The organism is Streptomyces griseicoloratus (assembly GCF_014534645.1).
In the GTDB taxonomy this organism is placed as follows: domain Bacteria; phylum Actinomycetota; class Actinomycetes; order Streptomycetales; family Streptomycetaceae; genus Streptomyces; species Streptomyces griseicoloratus.
Window position 1 is genome coordinate 521,460 of record NZ_JACVQF010000200.1, and the last position, 17,504, is coordinate 538,963.

General features: G+C 71.5%; 17 protein-coding genes and 1 pseudogene. 8 read left to right on the plus strand and 10 right to left on the minus strand.

Translation table 11 applies throughout. The features are described from left to right. Positions 1-39: 39 nt before the first annotated feature. Positions 40-978, plus strand: coding sequence for a GlxA family transcriptional regulator (locus H0H10_RS22855; RefSeq protein ID WP_188182897.1), 939 nt, complete (start codon positions 40-42; stop codon positions 976-978). Positions 979-1,218: 240 nt separating this feature from the next. On the opposite strand, the gene H0H10_RS22860 is transcribed toward H0H10_RS22855, so the two are convergent. The 3 genes from H0H10_RS22860 to H0H10_RS22870 form a co-directional block, all read right to left on the minus strand. Beyond that, positions 1,219-1,677, minus strand: coding sequence for an SRPBCC family protein (locus H0H10_RS22860; RefSeq protein WP_188182898.1), 459 nt, complete (start codon positions 1,675-1,677; stop codon positions 1,219-1,221). A gap of 189 nt (positions 1,678-1,866) precedes the next feature. After that, complete coding sequence (locus H0H10_RS22865) at positions 1,867-2,373, minus strand: hypothetical protein (RefSeq protein WP_309141872.1); 507 nt, start codon at positions 2,371-2,373, stop codon at positions 1,867-1,869. Between the two features lie 447 nt (positions 2,374-2,820). Then, positions 2,821-3,558 carry a phosphotransferase gene (locus H0H10_RS22870; RefSeq protein WP_188182899.1) on the minus strand — a complete coding sequence of 246 codons (738 nt, stop codon included), beginning with the start codon at positions 3,556-3,558 and terminating at the stop codon, positions 2,821-2,823. A gap of 111 nt (positions 3,559-3,669) precedes the next feature. Here H0H10_RS22870 and H0H10_RS22875 point away from each other — a divergent pair. The 3 genes and pseudogenes from H0H10_RS22875 to H0H10_RS22885 all read left to right on the plus strand — a co-directional run bounded on the left by H0H10_RS22875 (position 3,670) and on the right by H0H10_RS22885 (position 6,563). Beyond that, positions 3,670-5,056: pseudogene (locus H0H10_RS22875) on the plus strand (HEAT repeat domain-containing protein). Positions 5,057-5,121: 65 nt separating this feature from the next. Then, entirely contained in the window at positions 5,122-5,610 is a 489-nt protein-coding gene (locus H0H10_RS22880; protein ID WP_188182900.1) for a GNAT family N-acetyltransferase, read from the plus strand. Between the two features lie 119 nt (positions 5,611-5,729). Further along, on the plus strand, positions 5,730-6,563 hold the full coding sequence (locus tag H0H10_RS22885; RefSeq protein WP_188182901.1) for a lysozyme: 834 nt from the start codon (positions 5,730-5,732) through the stop codon (positions 6,561-6,563). Positions 6,564-6,595: 32 nt separating this feature from the next. Here H0H10_RS22885 and H0H10_RS22890 read toward each other — a convergent pair whose 3' ends face one another. Further along, the gene (locus tag H0H10_RS22890; RefSeq protein ID WP_188182902.1) at positions 6,596-7,303 is read right to left on the minus strand and encodes an FAD binding domain-containing protein; all 708 of its coding nucleotides are present in this window, start codon (positions 7,301-7,303) and stop codon (positions 6,596-6,598) included. A gap of 199 nt (positions 7,304-7,502) precedes the next feature. On the opposite strand from H0H10_RS22890, the gene H0H10_RS22895 reads away from it, so the two are divergent. Further along, positions 7,503-8,120, plus strand: coding sequence for a sugar O-acetyltransferase (locus tag H0H10_RS22895; RefSeq protein ID WP_188182903.1), 618 nt, complete (start codon positions 7,503-7,505; stop codon positions 8,118-8,120). 115 nt (positions 8,121-8,235) lie between these two features. Here H0H10_RS22895 and H0H10_RS22900 read toward each other — a convergent pair whose 3' ends face one another. The 4 genes from H0H10_RS22900 to ku all read right to left on the minus strand — a co-directional run bounded on the left by H0H10_RS22900 (position 8,236) and on the right by ku (position 11,341). Next, entirely contained in the window at positions 8,236-9,036 is an 801-nt protein-coding gene (locus H0H10_RS22900; protein ID WP_188182904.1) for an alpha/beta fold hydrolase, read from the minus strand. Positions 9,037-9,114: 78 nt separating this feature from the next. Next, entirely contained in the window at positions 9,115-9,852 is a 738-nt protein-coding gene (locus H0H10_RS22905) for a class I SAM-dependent methyltransferase (protein WP_188182905.1), read from the minus strand. 37 nt (positions 9,853-9,889) lie between these two features. After that, positions 9,890-10,246, minus strand: coding sequence for a PRC-barrel domain-containing protein (locus H0H10_RS22910; protein ID WP_188182906.1), 357 nt, complete (start codon positions 10,244-10,246; stop codon positions 9,890-9,892). A 75-nt stretch (positions 10,247-10,321) separates the two neighbouring features. Further along, positions 10,322-11,341, minus strand: a complete 1,020-nt coding sequence (ku, locus tag H0H10_RS22915) for a non-homologous end joining protein Ku (RefSeq protein WP_188182907.1) — start codon at positions 11,339-11,341, stop codon at positions 10,322-10,324. 323 nt (positions 11,342-11,664) lie between these two features. Between ku and H0H10_RS22920 the strand changes: the two genes are divergently transcribed. Next, positions 11,665-12,786: a lipid II:glycine glycyltransferase FemX gene (locus H0H10_RS22920; protein WP_188182908.1), complete on the plus strand. Its 1,122-nt coding sequence runs from the start codon at positions 11,665-11,667 to the stop codon at positions 12,784-12,786. Positions 12,787-12,799: 13 nt separating this feature from the next. On the opposite strand, the gene H0H10_RS22925 is transcribed toward H0H10_RS22920, so the two are convergent. After that, positions 12,800-13,540 carry a class I SAM-dependent DNA methyltransferase gene (locus H0H10_RS22925; RefSeq protein ID WP_188182909.1) on the minus strand — a complete coding sequence of 247 codons (741 nt, stop codon included), beginning with the start codon at positions 13,538-13,540 and terminating at the stop codon, positions 12,800-12,802. A gap of 56 nt (positions 13,541-13,596) precedes the next feature. Beyond that, on the minus strand, positions 13,597-15,048 hold the full coding sequence (locus H0H10_RS22930; protein WP_188182910.1) for a purine-cytosine permease family protein: 1,452 nt from the start codon (positions 15,046-15,048) through the stop codon (positions 13,597-13,599). Positions 15,049-15,117: 69 nt separating this feature from the next. On the opposite strand from H0H10_RS22930, the gene H0H10_RS22935 reads away from it, so the two are divergent. Both H0H10_RS22935 and H0H10_RS22940 read left to right on the plus strand, forming a co-directional pair. Next, positions 15,118-15,762 (plus strand): TetR/AcrR family transcriptional regulator, encoded by a 645-nt coding sequence (locus H0H10_RS22935; RefSeq protein WP_188182911.1) that lies wholly within the window; start codon positions 15,118-15,120, stop codon positions 15,760-15,762. Between the two features lie 21 nt (positions 15,763-15,783). Continuing rightward, the gene (locus H0H10_RS22940) at positions 15,784-17,409 is read left to right on the plus strand and encodes an amidohydrolase (protein WP_188182912.1); all 1,626 of its coding nucleotides are present in this window, start codon (positions 15,784-15,786) and stop codon (positions 17,407-17,409) included. Positions 17,410-17,504 lie beyond the last annotated feature (95 nt).

Consider the following 17,504-nt stretch of genomic DNA (forward strand, 5'->3'; position numbering starts at 1 on the left):
GGCCGGGTCCGTCATGCGGTGAGGAGGTAGGTTCTGGCCATGCACACCGTCGCCGTTCTCGCGCTGGACCAGGTGATCCCGTTCGACCTGTCCACCCCGATCGAGGTCTTCTCGCGGACCCGCCTGCCCGACGGGCGGCCCGGCTACCAGGTCCGGGTGTGTGCCGAGCGCGACGAGGTCGACGCCGGAGCCTTCGCCCTGCGTGCCCCCTGGGGTCTGGAGGGCCTCCAGGGCGTGGACACGATCATCGTGCCGGGTGTCACCGATCCCACGGCCCCGCTCTCCCCCGCCGTACGTGACGCGCTGCGGTCGGCCGCCGCCGACGGCACCCGGATCGCCTCCGTCTGCGCGGGCACCTTTCCCCTGGCTGCCACCGGGCTACTCGACGGGCTGCGCGTCACGACCCACTGGAGGGCGGCCGGGCTTCTGGCCGCCCTCCACCCGGACGTCGACGTCGACCCGGACGTCCTCTACGTCGACAACGGTCAGTTCCTCACCTCGGCGGGCGCGGCCGCGGGCATGGACCTGTGCCTGCACATGATCCGCCGGGACTACGGATCGGCGGTCGCCGCCGATGCCGCCCGCCTGTCGGTGATGCCGCTCGAACGCGAGGGCGGTCAGGCGCAGTTCATCGTCCACGACCACGCCCCCGCACCGCAGGGCTCCGAACTGGAGCCGCTGCTCACCTGGCTGCGGGAGAACCTGGCCCGCGACCTGACCCTGGCCGACATCGCCGCGCAGTCCGGGACCAGCACCCGGACCCTGATCCGGCGGTTCCGCGAACAGATGGGCACCACGCCGCTCCAGTGGCTCCACCGGGCCCGCATCCGCCAGGCGCAGCACCTGCTGGAAACCACCGACCACTCCGTGGAGCGCATCGGCGGCCAGGTCGGCTTCGGCTCGGCCACCACGTTCCGCGACCGCTTCAAACGCACCACCGGCGTCACCCCGCAGACCTACCGACGCACCTTCAGCTGAACCAGTGACTCGGAGCCACCGTCGGTCCGATTACTTACTTCATCGCTCCAGAATGAGGTGCCAGCCCGTGGCGCGCGGCGCGGCCTTCACCGCCCGCGCGGCCAACGGCGATCAGCGGAGCCCCCTGCGGACGCAGGGGGCTCCGGACACCGCTGGACTCCGTCGGCTTCACCTTGACGCGGCCGGGACAAGGCGCACGGCGCGCTGCCCCGCACCGCGGTGCCGTCGAGTCGATCGCGCTCAGCCGGGTGTGATGCGGCCGCGCCAGGCGCCGGACTCGTCCCCCTGCTGCTCGATGAAGTCCTTGAAGCGCCGCATGTCACCCTTGACGCGCCGGTCGATCGTGCCCAGCATATCCGCGGCCTTCTCCGCAACTCCGCTCGGTTCGACATCCATCACGAGTTCCACTCGGGTGTGGGTGTCGTCCACGCGCTGGAAGCGGACCGTGCCCTTCTGCTGGATGTCGCCGCTGGTCGTGCGCCAGGTAATCCGCTCGTCGGGGAACTGGTCGACGATCTCGGTGTCGAACTCCCGCCGCGTTCCACCGATCTTGGTGATCCAGTGGTTGTGCCGGTCGTCGAGCTGTGTGATCTCCTCGACGCCCTCCATGAAGTTCGGGAACTCCTCGAACTGGGTCCACTGGTTGTAGGCGGTGCGGACGGGTACCTCGACTTCCACTGCTTCCTTGACGGTGCTCATGTCGGACCTCCTTTCACGCTGCGGCGAGTACCCGGAAGGGACGTCGTCTACCGGAGCGTCGGGCGCAAAACTGCCTTCAGTCCGGCATCCGGCCCTTCGGTCGGGCAGGACCGCCGCGCGGAGGCCGGGCCGCCATGTCGGGGCGGGCCAGGGCACGCCATGGCCCGCCCGACGAAGCGGATCGGCTGCTCAGACGCGGCCGTTGTAGTAGGTGATGTCCCAGTGGCTGCCTTCCCGCGCGTAGACGTTGCCGGCGGCGGACTTGTACATGGTGGCGCCGTCGCCCCGCTTGCCGGCGTTCTTGAAGTGGCTGGTGATGTACTTGTTCACGCAGCTGTTGAGGGCGATGTCGACCTTGTAGCCGTTGTAGTGGCTGTAGGTGCCGGAGGCGTGGCCGCGCTCGGTGCCGCCGGTGATGCGGACAGCGCATTTGCCGGCCTTCTTGAAGGCCACGATGCCGGAGACCGTCGTCTTGTTGATCTTCGTGAACGAGGTGCAGTTGGTCTTCTCGCGGTTGGAGCAGCCGCCGCTGGACGACCAGGAGATGCCGGCCCGCTTCAGGACCGCCGCGGCCTCGTTGTGGGTCTGGTACTTCGCCGGGGGCGCAGCGGCTCCGGCGGACACCACGGGCCCGCTGACGATCGTGGCGGTGGCGAGAGCGGTCATGAGGGAACGGCTCAAGGACTTGCTGAACACGATGTCTCCCGAAGGACGAGGACGCGCGGAGGCGTCATGAACAAGGAGGATGCTGCCGTGTCCTGAGCGGCCGGCAGCGAGGTGCAGGAGGAGGACAGGACCGCGGGCCGTCTGCCGCGTCCTGTCCTGGACAGGGCGCGGCACCACAGCGGCTGTGGCGACGAGCTCCGGGTGTTCCTCCCGACGTGGTCCGAGTGTTGCCACGCCCTTGGGTGAAGTACAGGGTTTTCCGGGTTTCCTGCTGGTTGAGGGGACGGGGAAACCCTCACTGACCTGTGCTGATGCGCGTGGGGGTGAACAGGGTCTCCGGTGCGCGCCCGGCGGGTCCGTTGCCGTGTGAGGCAGGCTTGGAGGAATGCGTGCCCCGCATCGTCGGTCCGACGGCTGCTGATCCCTGTAGGTCTCGGCGCTCAACGAGCCAACTGACCACGGCCGTTGCTCGCGCGCTCACTGCACTGAGCGTTCCAACGCACCCCGGTGATCGGAAACCCATTGGTAGGCCGTCCGAACCTGCCTCACCGCCCCAGCGTCACGGAGCCGGGCCATGGCGACGTCACCGGCATCAGCCTGGGACTCGATGCCCCGCCAGCACCGGTCCTGCCACCACAAGATCGTGGACACGAGACATTGCCGGTCCGACAACTCGTAGCTGTCAACGATCAGCCTCATGCGCCGGGCCACCTCCTCGACGTCGGTGACCGAAGGGCCCAGATCGAGGTACTGCCAGCACACATGAGCGATGTCATGGATCCGTGCGCCCGGCGCGGCGAGGTCCCAGTCAATGAAGGCCGCCGGCCGAAGCTCGCCCCCGCACAGCTGGTAGACCGTGTTCTTGGGCGACAGGTCGTTGTGACACACGACCTCTTGGTCACCGGCCAGCGGGGTCCCAGCCGTCAGATCGTGGAACCCACGCACGAGCCGGGCGACCGTCACCAGACTGTCGTCGGATGACACAGCAGCAGGTTGTCGCGGCTCCCACGCCACATGGCCCTCGAGGTAACTGAGGACTTCACGGCCCTCGTCGTCCACACCGAGGTACCGCGGGGCACCGCCCCAGCCGCCGGCTTCGAGCAATCTCAGCAGATCACCCACGAACCTCGTGCGGGCCGAGGCCGGACGGCGCACCGTGTTCCCGACACGAACGACCGCATTGACGAAACCTCCGGGCAAGGGCGAGTCATGCATCCGTCCACCCTGCCCGATCCCTGCGCCGGCCCCGCAACCTACGATCACCCGGTACGGCTACTGGAGGGGGCGGGAATGCTCGAGGACATCGAGGACAGGCAAGCGGCAGTGATGCGCCTCGCGGGAGGTGCGCCGCTTCGGAGCGTGCTCGATGGCGCCGATCCCAGTGACTGGCTGGCCCTGGACGCAGGAGTGCGTGAAGTGGCCTGGTACCGCCCGCAGTTCCTTCCGGAGTGGGAACAATCCGCCCCGCTGCCCGCCGACCTGACTCAGCTCGGCGAGTCCCGGCTCGCGCTCGCCCTCTGTCACCGCGACGGGCGGATCCGTGAGGAGGCGGTGCGCCAAGCGGCCCGGTACCCCTGTCTGCTGCCGTTGGTCGTGATCCGCTGCGCCGATTGGGCCGGTCCCGTACGCGAGCGTGCCCGGCAACTGCTGCGCGAGGCCCTGGATGCGGACTCTGCCCTCGGCCTCGCGGCCCTCATTCTCCGCTTCGGCCGCCGCGACAGAGGTGCCTACGGCGTCGATGTGCTCGGTCAGATCCTGCGCGGGGCATCCCGCGGGCAGCTCGGTCGTCTCTTCGCCGATCCCGACCGCATCGTCCGGCGATTCGCTTATCGGCTGGCCGTCGAGGGCCGGCTGCTCCGTCCCGCCGAGCTGGCTCGCGCGGCCGCCCGGGACGAGGACACCGTGGTCCAGGACCTGTGCGCCACGGCGGCGCTCGCGGCTCCGGGGGATGAGGAGGCGTACGAGGATGTGCTGCCTGAGCTGCTGTCCGCGCGCAACCCGCGTACCCGCTCGGCCGGCGTCACCGGGCTGCGACGGGCGGGGCTGCCAGAACAGGCGGAGCCGTTTCTCAGCGACCGGTCCGCGCTCGTGCGCGCTTGCGCCCGGTATGTCGTACGACAGCAGGGCGGTGATCCAGTCGCCTGGTACCGGGATCGGTGCACGGCTCCGGACGACCCCGCGTTGAAGCCCGGTGCGGTCATCGGGCTGGCCGAGTGCGGGAACCGCGCGGACGCCGGGCTGCTGTGGCCGCTGCTCGCACACCCGGCCGCCGGGGTGCGGGCGCGGGCGGTGGCGGGGCTGCGGACACTGGACTGCGTAGATGCGGAAGCAGTTGCTGCCGCTCCTCGACGGCCCTGCCGCCGGTGTCGTCCGCGAGACGGCCGTCGCCCTGCTGCCCTCGGCCAAGGACCTGCCCGCCGACTGGCTCCTGGAACGCACCGGCTCCGAACGTCCGCGGCACGTCCGCATCGCCGCGTTCCGGCTGCTCGACGCGCGCGGCGGCATCGCGGGGCTACGGGCCGCGGTCGGTCTGCTGGAGGACCCGGATGCGAAACTGCGCACCTGGGCCGGGCAGTCCGTGCAGCGCTGGCATCCGTCGGCGAACGTGCGGAGCTGCGGCGCGGAGGTGGGCGAACTGCTCGACCGGAGTCGCCACCTCTTCAGCGACTACGTGTTGCGCCGGCGCAAGTGGGAGGCAGGGGTGGACTGCTGAGTCCGGCAGCGTCTACGCCGGATGCGCTGTGAGTTGACGGCCGCCTCGCATGTCACACTCACGGGATGATCGTCAGAATCGCACAGGAGCACGACTTCCCCGGTTTCCTCCGTCTGGCGGGCCAGGTGGAGCACTGGTTCGGGCCGATGGTCGAGGAGCCGGGATTCCACAGCGCCGTGAAGGAACACATCCGGCGGTCCATGGCCCTCGTCGCCGTCTCCCCCTCGTCGGACCGCCCGCTCGGCGGTCTGTTGTTCGGAGCGGAGGCGCCGGCCTACCACGTCCACTGGCTCGTCGTCTCCGAGGAGGCACGGGGGCTGGGCGCCGGCCGTGCGCTGATGGCGGACGCCGTACGGAGGTTCGTACGGGAGCCCGGCGTCCTGGAAGTGGTGACGTTCGGGCCCGATCATCCGGGTGCGGTCGCCGGCGGCGCACGGGTCTTCTACGAGCGCCTGGGCTTCAGCCCCGCCGAGGCCACCGATCCGGGACCGGAGGGCGGTTCCCGGCAGATCTACCGGCGGCCGGTGTCCGGCCCGGAGGACATCCGTCCCTGAGAGGACATCCGTCTCTGACAGGTCATCCACCCCGGAGCGGTCGCCCGCCCGGGTGCCGGTGACGCCGTCTGGCCGACTGCGGGATGCGACGCGGCCCGACAGCGGCTCGGATGGGAGTCATGCAGATACCCACAGCCGCGGCCTCCGGCCGCTCACGCCTGCTCACCTCGGGCGTCGCCCTCGCCGCCCTGTCACTCCTGCTGACGCTGCACGCCGTTCCGTCGGCGGCCGACGACGACACACCCGCTCGTGGTACCGCCTCCATGGGCAGCGGAGTTCTCGCCCACGAGGGCGTACACGGACAGCCCGCCGCCACCGACAGGACCACCCAGACGGAGGGCGTGGACGTCTCCAGCCACCAGGGCGAGGTCGCCTGGTCCACCCTGTGGAACAGCGGCGTCAAATGGGCCTACGTCAAGGCCACCGAGGGGACGTACTACCGGAATCCGTACCACGCCCAGCAGTACAACGGGGCGTACGACGTCGGCATGATCCGCGGTGCGTACCACTTCGCCACGCCGGACACGGCGGGCGGCGCCGCCCAGGCCGACTACTTCGTCGACCGCGGCGGCGCCTGGTCGAAGGACGGCAGAACCCTGCCCGGCGTACTGGACATCGAGTACAACCCCTACGGAGACACCTGCTACGGGATGACGCACAGTCAGATGGTCGGCTGGATCCGCGACTTCCTCGACCGGTACAAGGCCCGCACCGGCCGCAACGCCGTGATCTACACCTCCACCAACTGGTGGCAGCAGTGCACCGGCGACTACAGCGGCTTCGCCTCCACCACCCCGCTGTGGATCGCCCGCTACGCCTCGACCGTGGGACCCCTGCCGGCCGGCTGGACGTTCCACACCATGTGGCAGTACACCTCCACCGGGCCGGTCGTCGGCGACCACGACAAGTTCAACGGAGCGCTGGACCGCGTCAAGGCGCTCGCCGAGGGCTGACCGCCGTCCGTCGCCGGCAGGGCGCCGACGAGTCAGCCCAGACCGCCCGCGACCTGCCGGCGCAGCACGTCGCGGGCCGGGGCGGGCAGGGCGCCGACGTCCCCGCGTTCCAGGGCTTCGAGGATCCGGTCGGCGCCGCCGTCACAGGGCACGGCGTCGCTCAGCACCTCGTAGCCGTCGCGGACGGCGACCCGGAGCACCCGCCCTCCCTCGCCGTCGGCGTGCACGGCGGTGGCGACGACCAGCGGCGGCGGCCCACCTGCGTCGCCGGGCTCCTTGTGGTATCCGCTGGATATGGGGGTGCGCCAGCGGATACCGAGGAGCAGATGCCGCTTGGCCACCACCTCGGCGAGGTCCGTCTCGTAGGGCCCGTCCGAACCCAGCACCGTGGCGCGGGCGTCCAGGACGAGGGCCGCGGGCAGCAGGCAGCGCAGTGTGCTGCCGACGATGTTGCCGCCGACCGTGGCGGTCCGGCGTACGGCGCCGGTGCCCACGGAGCGCGCCGCCCGGCGCAGCACCTCGGGCACGCGGTCGTCGATCTCGTTCAGCACGACGGCCGCACCCAGCGCCTCCGGTTCGACCACGGTCGCCTCCGGGAGACTGCGCAGCGACATGGCCTGCTCGGGGAAGCCCTCCCGCTGCCACAGGGCCCACACGAGCGTGGCGCCGCCGATGGGCACCGCTCCCTCGGCCAGGCACTCCTGTGCTGCGGACACGGACGTGGGAAGACGCAACAGCACGGCAATCGACCTGCTTTCCCCGGGAGCCGGCGGTTGGACGACGACGCTCATCCGCCGCGTGATCACGGTCACTGCGCATTCTCCGCACCTCCGCGGGGGCGCGTACAGGGCTCATTCCGCCACCATGTGCGCCCTTCGCGCGCCCGGGTACCACGCGAAGAGCGTACATTCGTACACTTCATGTTGTACGGTCGTCCGCATGGTTGACTACTTCGCCGGTGACCCCCGCAGCCACCACGAACGCATGCTCGCCGGAGACCTCTACATCGCCGACGACCCCGCCATCGTCGAGGCACAGCAGCGCGCACAGCGACTGGCCGCCGCCTACCGGCAGGCGTTCACCGAGGACCCGGCGCAGGCCCGGAAGATCCTCGCGGACCTGCTGGGCGGGGTGGGCGAAGGGACCGAGGTACGGCCGCCGTTGTACGTCGACTACGGCAGCCACCTCAGCATCGGCGCGCGCACCTTCGTCAACTTCAACCTCACGGCGCTGGACGTCGCCGCCGTCCGCATCGGCGACGACTGCCAGATCGGCCCGAACGTGCAGCTGCTCACGCCCACCCACCCCCTGGAGCCACAGCCCCGCAGGGACAAGCTGGAGGCCGCCCGCCCCATCACCATCGGCGACAACGTGTGGCTCGGCGGGGGCGTCATCGTGCTCCCGGGCGTGACCATCGGCGACGACAGCGTGATCGGCGCCGGCTCGGTGGTCACCAAGGACATCCCCGCCGGAGTCGTCGCCGTCGGCAATCCCGCCCGTGTGGTCCGGTCCCTGTACGCCGACGAGGACGCCGGCGCCCGGGCCGCGGAGGGGTAGTGGCGCAGCGGCACTCCGACGCGGCGACCGCTGCCTGAACCGCCGCGTCCAGCACCGCCGCGGACCGCCCGTCCGGCACCGGCTCCTGACACCGGTGCCGGGCGGGCCCCGGCGTTCAGCAGGCGCCCAGGAACTCCAGCAGGGCGGCGTTGAAGCGCTCGGGCTGCTCGGCACCGGGCAGATGACCGGCCTTCTCGATCACGGTCAAGGTGGCGTGCGGGACGAGCCGGTGGATGGCCTCGGCCTCGGAGACGGGCGTGTAGACGTCGTCCGCTCCGACGACGATCAGCACCGGAGCGTCCACGGTCGCCAGCACCTCCCGGTAATCGGGGCGTTCGGCACGTCCCCGCAGTGCCGCCGCGGCACCACGCGGATCGGTGGCGCGCATCATCGCCAGCACCCGTGCGGCCACGTCGGGCATCGCGGTGACGTTGTAGTCGGCCAGCATCTTGCCGATGACCTCGTGCGCGTAACCGTCCATGCCCTCGGCCAGCAGCCTGTCGGCCAGACGGTTGCGGAACAGCCTGCCCTCGTCGGTCTCGGCGGGCGCGGAGGTGTCGGACAGGACGAGGCCCCGCACGCGCCGCGGGTGCCGGCGCTGGAACTCCATGGTGATCTGGCCGCCCATGGAGACACCGCCGACCACTGCGCGCTCGATGCCCAGCCGGTCCAGGAGCGCCGCCAGGTCGTCCGCGAAGTCGGCGAGCAGCACCTTGCCGGGGGTGACGCTGCTGCGGCCGTATCCGCGCAGATCCGGGGTGACGACCCGGTGACCGGCCTTCGTCAGTGCCGTGACCTGGGGCTCCCACAGGGTGCGGTCGAAGGGGTGCCCGTGGACCAGGAGGACCGGCAGCCCGGTCGCGGGACCGAGGTCGTCGTAGTCGATGGTGGCACCGCGCAAGATTGTCGAGGTCATGCCGAGCAGCCTAGGGCCCGTCTGGCCATTCCCGTCGTCGCCCGGAGGGCGGCCCAGGCGGGAATTGTCAGACAGGCCCTAGGGTCTGTCCGCCGGCCGTCGTGCGAGGAAGACGAATTCGCGGCCCGGACGGTCGGGCGCCCCGCGGACCTCCTCGACCACGAATCCCCGGGCGGCCAGATCGGCCTCGACCTCCTCCCGCTCACGGAACCGCAGCGTCGAGTCCGACGTGAGCACTTCTCCGTCCGCCGCGAAGACGTAGGTCCACCGGAAGCTGACCAAGGGTCCGCTGACGTCGACCAGCCGGACCCAGGTCTCGACCGCCCCGACGCCGGGGATCTCGGTCACGGCGTGGGAGTCCTCACGGTTCCACTCCTCCCAGGCCCGCGCGGCCGGATCCCGGGTCTCGAAGACCAGGACCCCGCCGGGCCGGAGTGCTTCGTAGGCCCCGCCCAGGGTCCCCCGCCAGGCCTGCGGGTCGGTGATCTCCTGGGCGGCGTTCGCCGTCATGGTCGCCATGTCGACGCGCAGCGGCGGCAGCGAGGTCGCGTCGCCGTGGATCCAGCGCACCCGCTCGCCGCCCGGCTTGGCGCGGGCCACAGCGACGGAAGCCGCCGCGGGATCGACCCCGACGACCTCGATGCCGCGACGGGCCAGCAGCAGGGCGAACACGCCCGTTCCGCAGCCGATGTCCAGTACGCGTCGTGCCCCGAACTCCTCGGTCATGCGGACGTACGCGTCGAGGTCGCCGCGGTCCGGGTCGAGCGCGTCGTAGACCGCTGCGAGCCGGGGGTGCCGGAAGCACTCGTCAGCCATGCGGCAGAACGTAGGGGAAGTCGCCTCCTGACGCCACTCAGCGCCGCGCGAGCCGGCGTTCGCCGCCGCTGCCCTGTGCGTAAGGCATGTCGTAGTGGGCGAAGATCGCGCCTTCGGCGTCGGCCAGGAGCTCGCCGTCCGGGTCGATCCCGGGCGCGTCCTTCACGACCCCCTTGTCGTACGGCACCTTCAGGTAACCGGGTCCCACGGTGGCCTTCTCCACGGGGACGAACACCAACCGCCGCCGGGTCGGCAGACCGACCGTGACCGCGGCGAACGAGGGCCGGTCGGTGACGGTGTCGACATAGATGGACTCCAGGGTCCCGATCTTGCGGCCGTCGGCGTCGACGACGTCGTGGTCGCGCCACTCGCGGATGTTCTCAGCCTCGAACATTGCCTCGTCATCCCTTCTCGGAACGCCTTTATTGGCTTGTTCCCCATTTCCCCCACAGTCGCATGATGTGTCCGGTCAGGCCGCGGTGGTCTTCTTCCGGCGGCGTCCGGTTCCCGCGAGGGCGTCGACGAGTTGGTCGCGGCTCATCTTCGAGCGCCCGGCGATGCCCTGTTCGGTGGCGCGCTGGTACAGCTCCGCCTTGCTCAGTTCTTTCAGCGCCTTCTTGTCCTCGCCGCGGCCGCGGGCGGCCGTCTTCGTGGTCGCCCGCCCGGCCGGGGTCTTCCGTCCCGTCGAGGGCCGCTCCCCGCCGCCGGCGCCCCGGGCCCGGTCCAGGCTGCCCTGCAGGACCTCCATCAGGTCGATGACGTTGGTGGCCGCGGGTGCTTCCTCGGCCACGGCCACCTCCTTGCCCTCGGCCTTGGCCCGCACCAGTTCGCGCACCTTCTCCTGGTAGGTGTCGTGGTACCGGGCGGGATCCCAGGGGCCGCTGAGGGCGTCGACCAGTTGCAGCGCCATGTCCAGCTCCTTGCCCCGGCTCGCCCGGCCCGACGGCAGCTCCGGAAGCTCCTGGGCCGGGTCGCGGACCTCGTCGGCCCAGTGCAGCGTCTGCAGCACCAGGACCTCGTCCTCCGCCCGGAGAGCGGTCAGGTACTGCTTGTTCCGCATGACGAAGGTGGCCACGCCGGCCTTGTTCGCCTCGGCCAGTGCCGTATGGAGCAGTTGGTAGACCTTGAGGTACTCCTTGCCGCGGGGAGCGACGTAGTAGGTGCGGCCGAAGTAGACCGGTTCGATGCCCTCCAGGTCGACGAAGTCGCTGATCTCGATGGTCTGGGAACGGCCGGGCGCGATCTCGTCGAGCTCGTCCGGCTCGACGACGATGTACTCGCCCTCGCTCACCTCGTAGCCCTTGACGATGTCGCCGGGGTCGACCTCCTCGCCGGTGCGCTGGTTGACGCGGCGGTTGCGGATCCGGTCCGAGGTGCCGCGCTGCAGCTGGTGGAAGTGGACCGTGTGGTCCTCCGTCGCCGTGTACAGGCCGACGGGTACGGTGACCAGCCCGAACGTGATCACGCCCGTCCAGATCGCCCGTGCCATGGCCGTCCGCTCCGTCCTGCCGCACCACCGAGCCGTGGGGGGCTCGTCTCTCCTGCCACCGTCCCACCGCCGAGGCCGTGGCGCCGGGTGAGGGGCTCGCCGCTGAGCTTCACCGGTCAGCGCTTTCGCTCTTTCGGGTGATCCGTCGACCGGGCTCCGACGGCGGCGGACGGCGCCGTGACGAGTGAGCGCGCGCCGGCCGCGAGGGCTGGCACACGGCGGGCAGCGGGGTTGCGGGGACGGCACGGCACACGTCCCGTGAGGGAGGGACACCACCTGTCGTGCCTCAGCAGTCCCGCGCACCGATCAAAGGAGCACCGCTCATGAGCCGTCGCCTGGAGACGATCACCCGCGAGGAGCATCTGCGCTTCGTCTCGGCCCTGCCTTCCGTGAGTCACCTGCAGGTTCCCTCGTGGGGAGACGTGAAGCCGGACTGGCGGGCGGAGAGCGTCGGCTGGTACGACGAGGCGGGCCGTCTCGTCGGGGCCGGGCTGGTGCTGCTGAGGCCGCTGCCGAGGCTGCGGCGGTACCTCGCCTACCTGCCCGAGGGCCCGGTCATCGACTGGGCGGCGGCGGACCTGGAGCAGTGGCTGGAGCCGATGCTCGACCACCTCAAGCGGCGGGGCGCCTTCTCCGTGCGGATGGGGCCGCCCGTGGTGACGCGCCGCTGGAGCGCCGGGGCGGTCAAGGCCGCGATCGCCGATCCCGGGGTGCACCGGCTGCGCGACGTGAAGGCCACCACGCAGCAGCCGGAGGCATCGGAGCTCGCCGCCCGGCTGCGCCGGATGGGGTGGCGGCGGACCGAGCCCGGCGGCGAGGACGGCTTCGCCGCGGGCCAGCCCCGCTACGTGTGCCAGGTCGCGCTGGCCGGGCGGTCGCTGGAGGAGATCGAGGGGGGCTTCAACCAGCAGTGGCGGCGCAACATCAAGAAGGCGGAGAAGGCCGGCGTCAAGGTCGTCCGGGGCGGCTACGAGGACCTGCCCGACTTCCACCGGCTCTACCTGGAGACGGCCGAGCGGGACGGGTTCGTTCCCCGCCCGCTGCCCTACTTCCAGCGCATGTGGACCGCGCTGACCGCCGAGCACCCCGACCGCATGCGCCTGTACCTCGCGCATCACGACGGAGAGGTGCTCGCGGCGGCCACCATGCTGACCGTGGGCGAGCACGTCTGGTACTCCTACGGCGCCTCCACCAGCCGCCGACGCGAGGTGCAGCCGAACAACGCCCTCCAGTGGCGCATGATGTGCGACGCCCATGAACTCGGCGCGGCCGTCTACGACTTCCGCGGCATCACCGACACCGTGGAGGAGGACGACCACCTGCTGGGACTGCTCCGGTTCAAGGTCGGTGCGGGCGGGGAGGCGGTCGAGTACCTCGGCGAGTGGGACTACCCGCTGAACAAGGCGCTGCACACGGCCGTGCGGCTGTACCTGTCCCGGCGCTGACCCCGGCGACGCCTCACTCGGCGGGTTTCTCCCAGACGGAGACGTGATGGCGGCTCTCGTGGGTGAAGGGTGCCCGTGTCCACCCCTCCCACCGGTGGCGCAGGCGCAGGCCGGCGAGCCTCGCCATCAGGTCGAGCTCGGACGGCCACACGTACCGGAACGGCACGGACGTGTGCTCGGCGTGTCCGTCGACGACGGTGATGTAGTGGGAGCTCATCGCCTGGGTGACGGTGTCGTAGGTGTCGAAGGCCCACTGCGTCGGGCCGGCCCGGAACGGCACGGCGGACTGTCCCGGCGGCAGCCGGCGCAGTTCCGGCACCCCGACCTCGATGACGAACGATCCGCCGGGCGCGAGGTGGGCGGCGGCGTTGCGGAAGCAGTCCACCTGGGCGTCCTGCGTCGTCAGGTTGTTGATCGTGTTGAAGACGAGGTACGCCACCGTGAACGTGCCCGGCACCCGGGTCGTGGCGAAGTCCCCGATGGTCACGCCCACGGCGTCGCCGCCCGGCTTGGCGCTCAGCCGGGCGGTCATGGCGCGGGACATGTCGATGCCGTGGACCGGGACCCCGCGGCGGGCCAGCGGCAGCGCGATCCGGCCGGTGCCGACGCCGAACTCCAGCGCCCCTCCCCCGCCCGCCAGTTCGGCCAGCAGGTCGACCGCCGGGTCCACCGCCTCCGGCCGGAACATGTCCGCCGACGACTCGTCGTAGGTCGCGGCGATGTCTTCCCCGAAGTGACCGTCGTCGTCCACCATGCCGGGACCGTACCTCCGGCGGCGGTCGCACGCCCGGGGTTTTCCGGCGGGCGGGGTCACGCACGGGCGGGGGCGGGTCCGCCGTTCAGGCGCGTGAGGAGCACGTAGAGCAGTGAGGCGACGACGATGCCGGCGGGGAGGGCGAGGTCGATGCCGCCCAGGGCCTCGGCGATCGGCCCGGTGTAGAGGGTGTCGACGCACAGGGCGGCCACGGCGACGCCTCCCGCGAGTGCCAGGGCACCCGCCGGGTTGACGCCCGCGGTGTACCAGAAGGGGCTGTCCCTGGACTCGTCCGTCAGGGCGGGGCCGTCGTAGCGGTTGCGGCGCAGCAGGATGTCCGTGGCGTAGACGGCCATGGCGGGGCCGAGCAGGACGACGGTGAGCTGGAGGACGTTGCTGACGGTGTCGAGGAAGTCGGAGACGAGGAGCCCGTACAGGGTGAGGGATACGGCCGCGGTGCCGTCGGCGATCACGCTGAGGGAGCGGCGGATGCGGATGCCGACGGCCTGGAGGGCGAGTCCCGCGCTGTAGGCGGTCAGGGCGTTGATGGCGATCGTGCCGAGGACGAGGGCGAGCAGGAAGACCGGTTCGAACCAGCCGGGCAGGATCGTGCCCAGCCCGGTCTGCGGGTCGGTCATGTCGACGGCGGTCGCGGCGAGGGCGCCGAGGGAGCAGACGACGACGCTGGGCACGAAGCCGCCGAGCGCGGTCCAGCCGATGATCGCCTTCGGGGACGTCGTGCGGGGCAGATAGCGGGAGAAGTCGGCGCTGGTGGTGTAGGACAGCGGCCCGGCGCCGATGAGGGCGACCCCGGCGAGCACCACCGCCAGGAGGTCGGTGCCGGTGAGCGGTTCGGCCGGTACGTAGGAGAGGTCGGCGTGCCGGAACACGCTGACCGCGACGACGGCGAACGCGGCGGCGAGGACCAGGGTGATCGGGAGGTACAGCTTCATGATCATGGCGTGCCCGTAGACACCGATGGCCAGGGTGAGTGCGGCGATCACCATCACGACGACGACCTTGACGCCGGTGCCGGCCGTGATGCCGGTCTTCTCGACGAGGGAGAAGGCGGCGGTCGCGGCGGCGGCCAGGTTGAGGGCGAAGTAGCAGACGGAGATCAGCCAGCCGACGATCGCGTTGTTGACGCGGTTGCCGCGGATTCCGTAGATCGCCCGCGTGATCACTTCGCTCGGTGCGCCCGCGGCGGGGCCGGATATGGACAGCAGCCCCGTGAGCACCCAGAACAGGTTGCCCACCACGATGACCGCGAGGGCCTGCCAGAGGGTCAGGCCCATGAGCACGAGGGCGCCGCCGACCACGAGGCTCAGGTAGTTGACGTTCGCCGCCGCCCAGACGGAGAACAGCTGCCGCGGGTGGCCGTGGCGTTCCGCGTCGGGGATGTGGTCGATGCCGTGGGCCTCGATGCGGCCCGCCCGGTCGGACGGGGGCTGCGGTTCCGGATGTGCGGCGCGGGAGCCGGACTGCGGGTCAGGGATCGTGGACGCCATGGGGCCCCTTCCGGGTGCTGGTAACCCACCTGCTTGCTCATTGGTCGCACACTCAATAGCATCGATTCCATGCCGTCAAGCGTCCAGAACAAGCGAATCCGCAAATCTCCCGCGGCCAGACGTGCGGAAATCGTTGCGGCGGCCGCGGCCGTCGCACTGACCGAGGGGCTGGAGTGCATCACGCTCCGGCGCATCGCCGAGGAGCTCGGCGTCCGGCCGGGACTGATCAGCCACTACTTCCCGGCGGTGGAGGATCTGGTGGCCGAGGCGTTCGGCGACGCCGCCGGCTCCGAGCTGGACGCACTCCTGCCCGCCGACCGCGGGGACGCCACCCCCATACAGCACCTGGCGCGGTTCTTCGCCCGGACGAGCGGGGAGGCCTACGACGACATCAGCCGGCTCTGGCTCAACGCCCGGCACCTGAGCCGCTACCGGCCCACGCTGCGCGACCGGGTCGCCGTCCAGGAGGCCGCCTGGCGCAACCGGTTCGAAGCGCTCGTCCGCGACGGCGTCGAGCTGGGCGAGTTCCGCACCGCGGATCCGCTCCTGGCCGCCATCCAGATCCTGGTCGTCCTCGACGGCCTCGGCATGCTCGTCAACAGCGTCGACACCGGCGACGACCCGCCCGCGGTCCGGCACATGCCCGTCACCACGGCGGAGCGCGAACTCGGCCTGCCCCCGGGCACCCTGACGACCGCCGCCCCCTCGAACTGACCGCCCCCAAGGAGCCTCAACGTGCGCACCTCTGTCATCCTGCTCTCGGCCCGTCTGCTCGACCCGGCCACCGGCGAGTTCCTGCCGCACACCGCGCTGGCCGCGGCCGACGGGCGGATCACCGCCCTGGGCGACGACCGGGAGGTCCGCGCGCTCGCGGACGCCTCGACGACGGTGATCGACGTCAAGGGCGGCGTCGTCACGCCGGGCCTGGTCGACGGGCACACCCATCCCGTCTCCGGCGCCGACCTGACGCACGGTCTGGACCTGTCGGGCTGCACCGGTCTGGAGGACGTGCGCGACGCGCTGGCCCGCGCGGTGCGGGACCTCGCCCCCGGCGCATGGCTGCACGGCTGGGGTCTGGACCCCAACGTCTTCGGCGACGGCCCCGTCGGGACGGCGCCCTTCGACGCCGTGCTCGACGGCGTGCCCGCGTTCCTGCTGCTCTTCGACGCGCACTCCGCGCTGGCCAGCCGGCGCGCGCTGGAACTCGCCGGGGTGGACGGGCCGCGTTCCTTCGCCCAGGCCACCGCCGAGGTGGTGTGCGACGCGGACGGCAGGCCCACCGGTCTGCTCCTGGAGGACGCCGCCTGCGAGCTGGTGGAGCGCGTGGCCCCGCAGCCCACCCGTGAGGAGCGCCGCGAGCGGCTCGTCGCCGCGCTGCGCGCCATGGCCGCCACCGGTCTCACCGGCGGACATGTCATGGACGCGAACGGCGACAGCCTCGCGCTCTACGGGGAACTGGACGCGGCCGGGCGGCTGCCGCTGCGCCTGCGGGTGGCGCCCTGGTGCCAGCCCGGCACCGACGCCGACGGCGTCCGCGCGCTCATCGAGCAGCAGGGCACGGGCGGACGGCTGTGGCGGACCGCCGGCGTCAAGATCTTCATGGACGGCACCATCGACAACGGCACCGCGTGGCTGGAGCACCCGGACTGTCACGGCGAGTCCCGGCACGCCTTCTGGCCGGACCCGCAGGAGTACACCCGCATCGTCGGCGAGCTGCACCGGGCCGGCGTGCCCACGGCCACCCACGCGATCGGCGACGCGGCCGTACGCCATGTCCTCGACGCCGTCGAGAAGGCCCAGGCCGACTCCGGACGCGGGGTCCGCCACCGGGTCGAGCACATCGAGACCGTCCCCGACGACACCCTGCGCAGGTTCGCCGGACTCGGGGTCGTCGCCTCCATGCAGCCCACCCACTGCTGCGACTTCACCCGGGCCGACCACACCGACAACTGGTCGCGCCGACTCGGCGAGCAGCGGGCCTCACGCGCCTGGCGCTGCCGCGACCTGCACGACTCCGGTGCCGTCGTGGCCCTCGGCTCCGACTGGCCGATCGCCCCGTACCCGCCGCTGGGCGTCATGGCCGGTGCCCGGCACCGCCGGCCGACCCGCGACCTCACCCAGGCCCCGCACGGCCCGGAGCAGGCGCTGACGGCGCTGGAGGCCCTGCAGGGCATGACCGTCAACGCCGCCTACGCGGCCGGCGAGGAGCACGAGGCCGGCCGGATCGCCGTCGGCCACCGCGCCGACCTGACGGTCCTGGCCGCCGATCCGCTCACCACCCCGGCCACCGAGCTGCCGGACGTTCCCGTGCTGCTCACGGTCCTCGACGGCGACCCGACCCATCGCGACGCCGCCCTGTGACCCGAGCGCCGGCCGGTCCCCCGCGGGTTCCGCTCCACTCCTCCGTGGGCAGGGACAGTGAAGGTCGTCCGAGGCGCTGATCCGAGACGAGGGGT

Bases quoted from the DNA above. Each gene is read 5' to 3' on its own strand.
- H0H10_RS22855 (WP_188182897.1), top strand. From the start codon at position 40: ATGCACACCGTCGCCGTTCTCGCGCTGGACCAGGTGATCCCGTTCGAC.
- H0H10_RS22860 (WP_188182898.1), bottom strand. From the start codon at position 1,677: ATGAGCACCGTCAAGGAAGCAGTGGAAGTCGAGGTACCCGTCCGCACC.
- H0H10_RS22870 (WP_188182899.1), bottom strand. From the start codon at position 3,558: ATGCATGACTCGCCCTTGCCCGGAGGTTTCGTCAATGCGGTCGTTCGT.
- H0H10_RS22880 (WP_188182900.1), top strand. From the start codon at position 5,122: ATGATCGTCAGAATCGCACAGGAGCACGACTTCCCCGGTTTCCTCCGT.
- H0H10_RS22885 (WP_188182901.1), top strand. From the start codon at position 5,730: ATGCAGATACCCACAGCCGCGGCCTCCGGCCGCTCACGCCTGCTCACC.
- H0H10_RS22895 (WP_188182903.1), top strand. From the start codon at position 7,503: ATGGTTGACTACTTCGCCGGTGACCCCCGCAGCCACCACGAACGCATG.
- H0H10_RS22900 (WP_188182904.1), bottom strand. From the start codon at position 9,036: ATGACCTCGACAATCTTGCGCGGTGCCACCATCGACTACGACGACCTC.
- H0H10_RS22905 (WP_188182905.1), bottom strand. From the start codon at position 9,852: ATGGCTGACGAGTGCTTCCGGCACCCCCGGCTCGCAGCGGTCTACGAC.
- H0H10_RS22910 (WP_188182906.1), bottom strand. From the start codon at position 10,246: ATGTTCGAGGCTGAGAACATCCGCGAGTGGCGCGACCACGACGTCGTC.
- ku (WP_188182907.1), bottom strand. From the start codon at position 11,341: ATGGCACGGGCGATCTGGACGGGCGTGATCACGTTCGGGCTGGTCACC.
- H0H10_RS22920 (WP_188182908.1), top strand. From the start codon at position 11,665: ATGAGCCGTCGCCTGGAGACGATCACCCGCGAGGAGCATCTGCGCTTC.
- H0H10_RS22925 (WP_188182909.1), bottom strand. From the start codon at position 13,540: ATGGTGGACGACGACGGTCACTTCGGGGAAGACATCGCCGCGACCTAC.
- H0H10_RS22930 (WP_188182910.1), bottom strand. From the start codon at position 15,048: ATGGCGTCCACGATCCCTGACCCGCAGTCCGGCTCCCGCGCCGCACAT.
- H0H10_RS22935 (WP_188182911.1), top strand. From the start codon at position 15,118: ATGCCGTCAAGCGTCCAGAACAAGCGAATCCGCAAATCTCCCGCGGCC.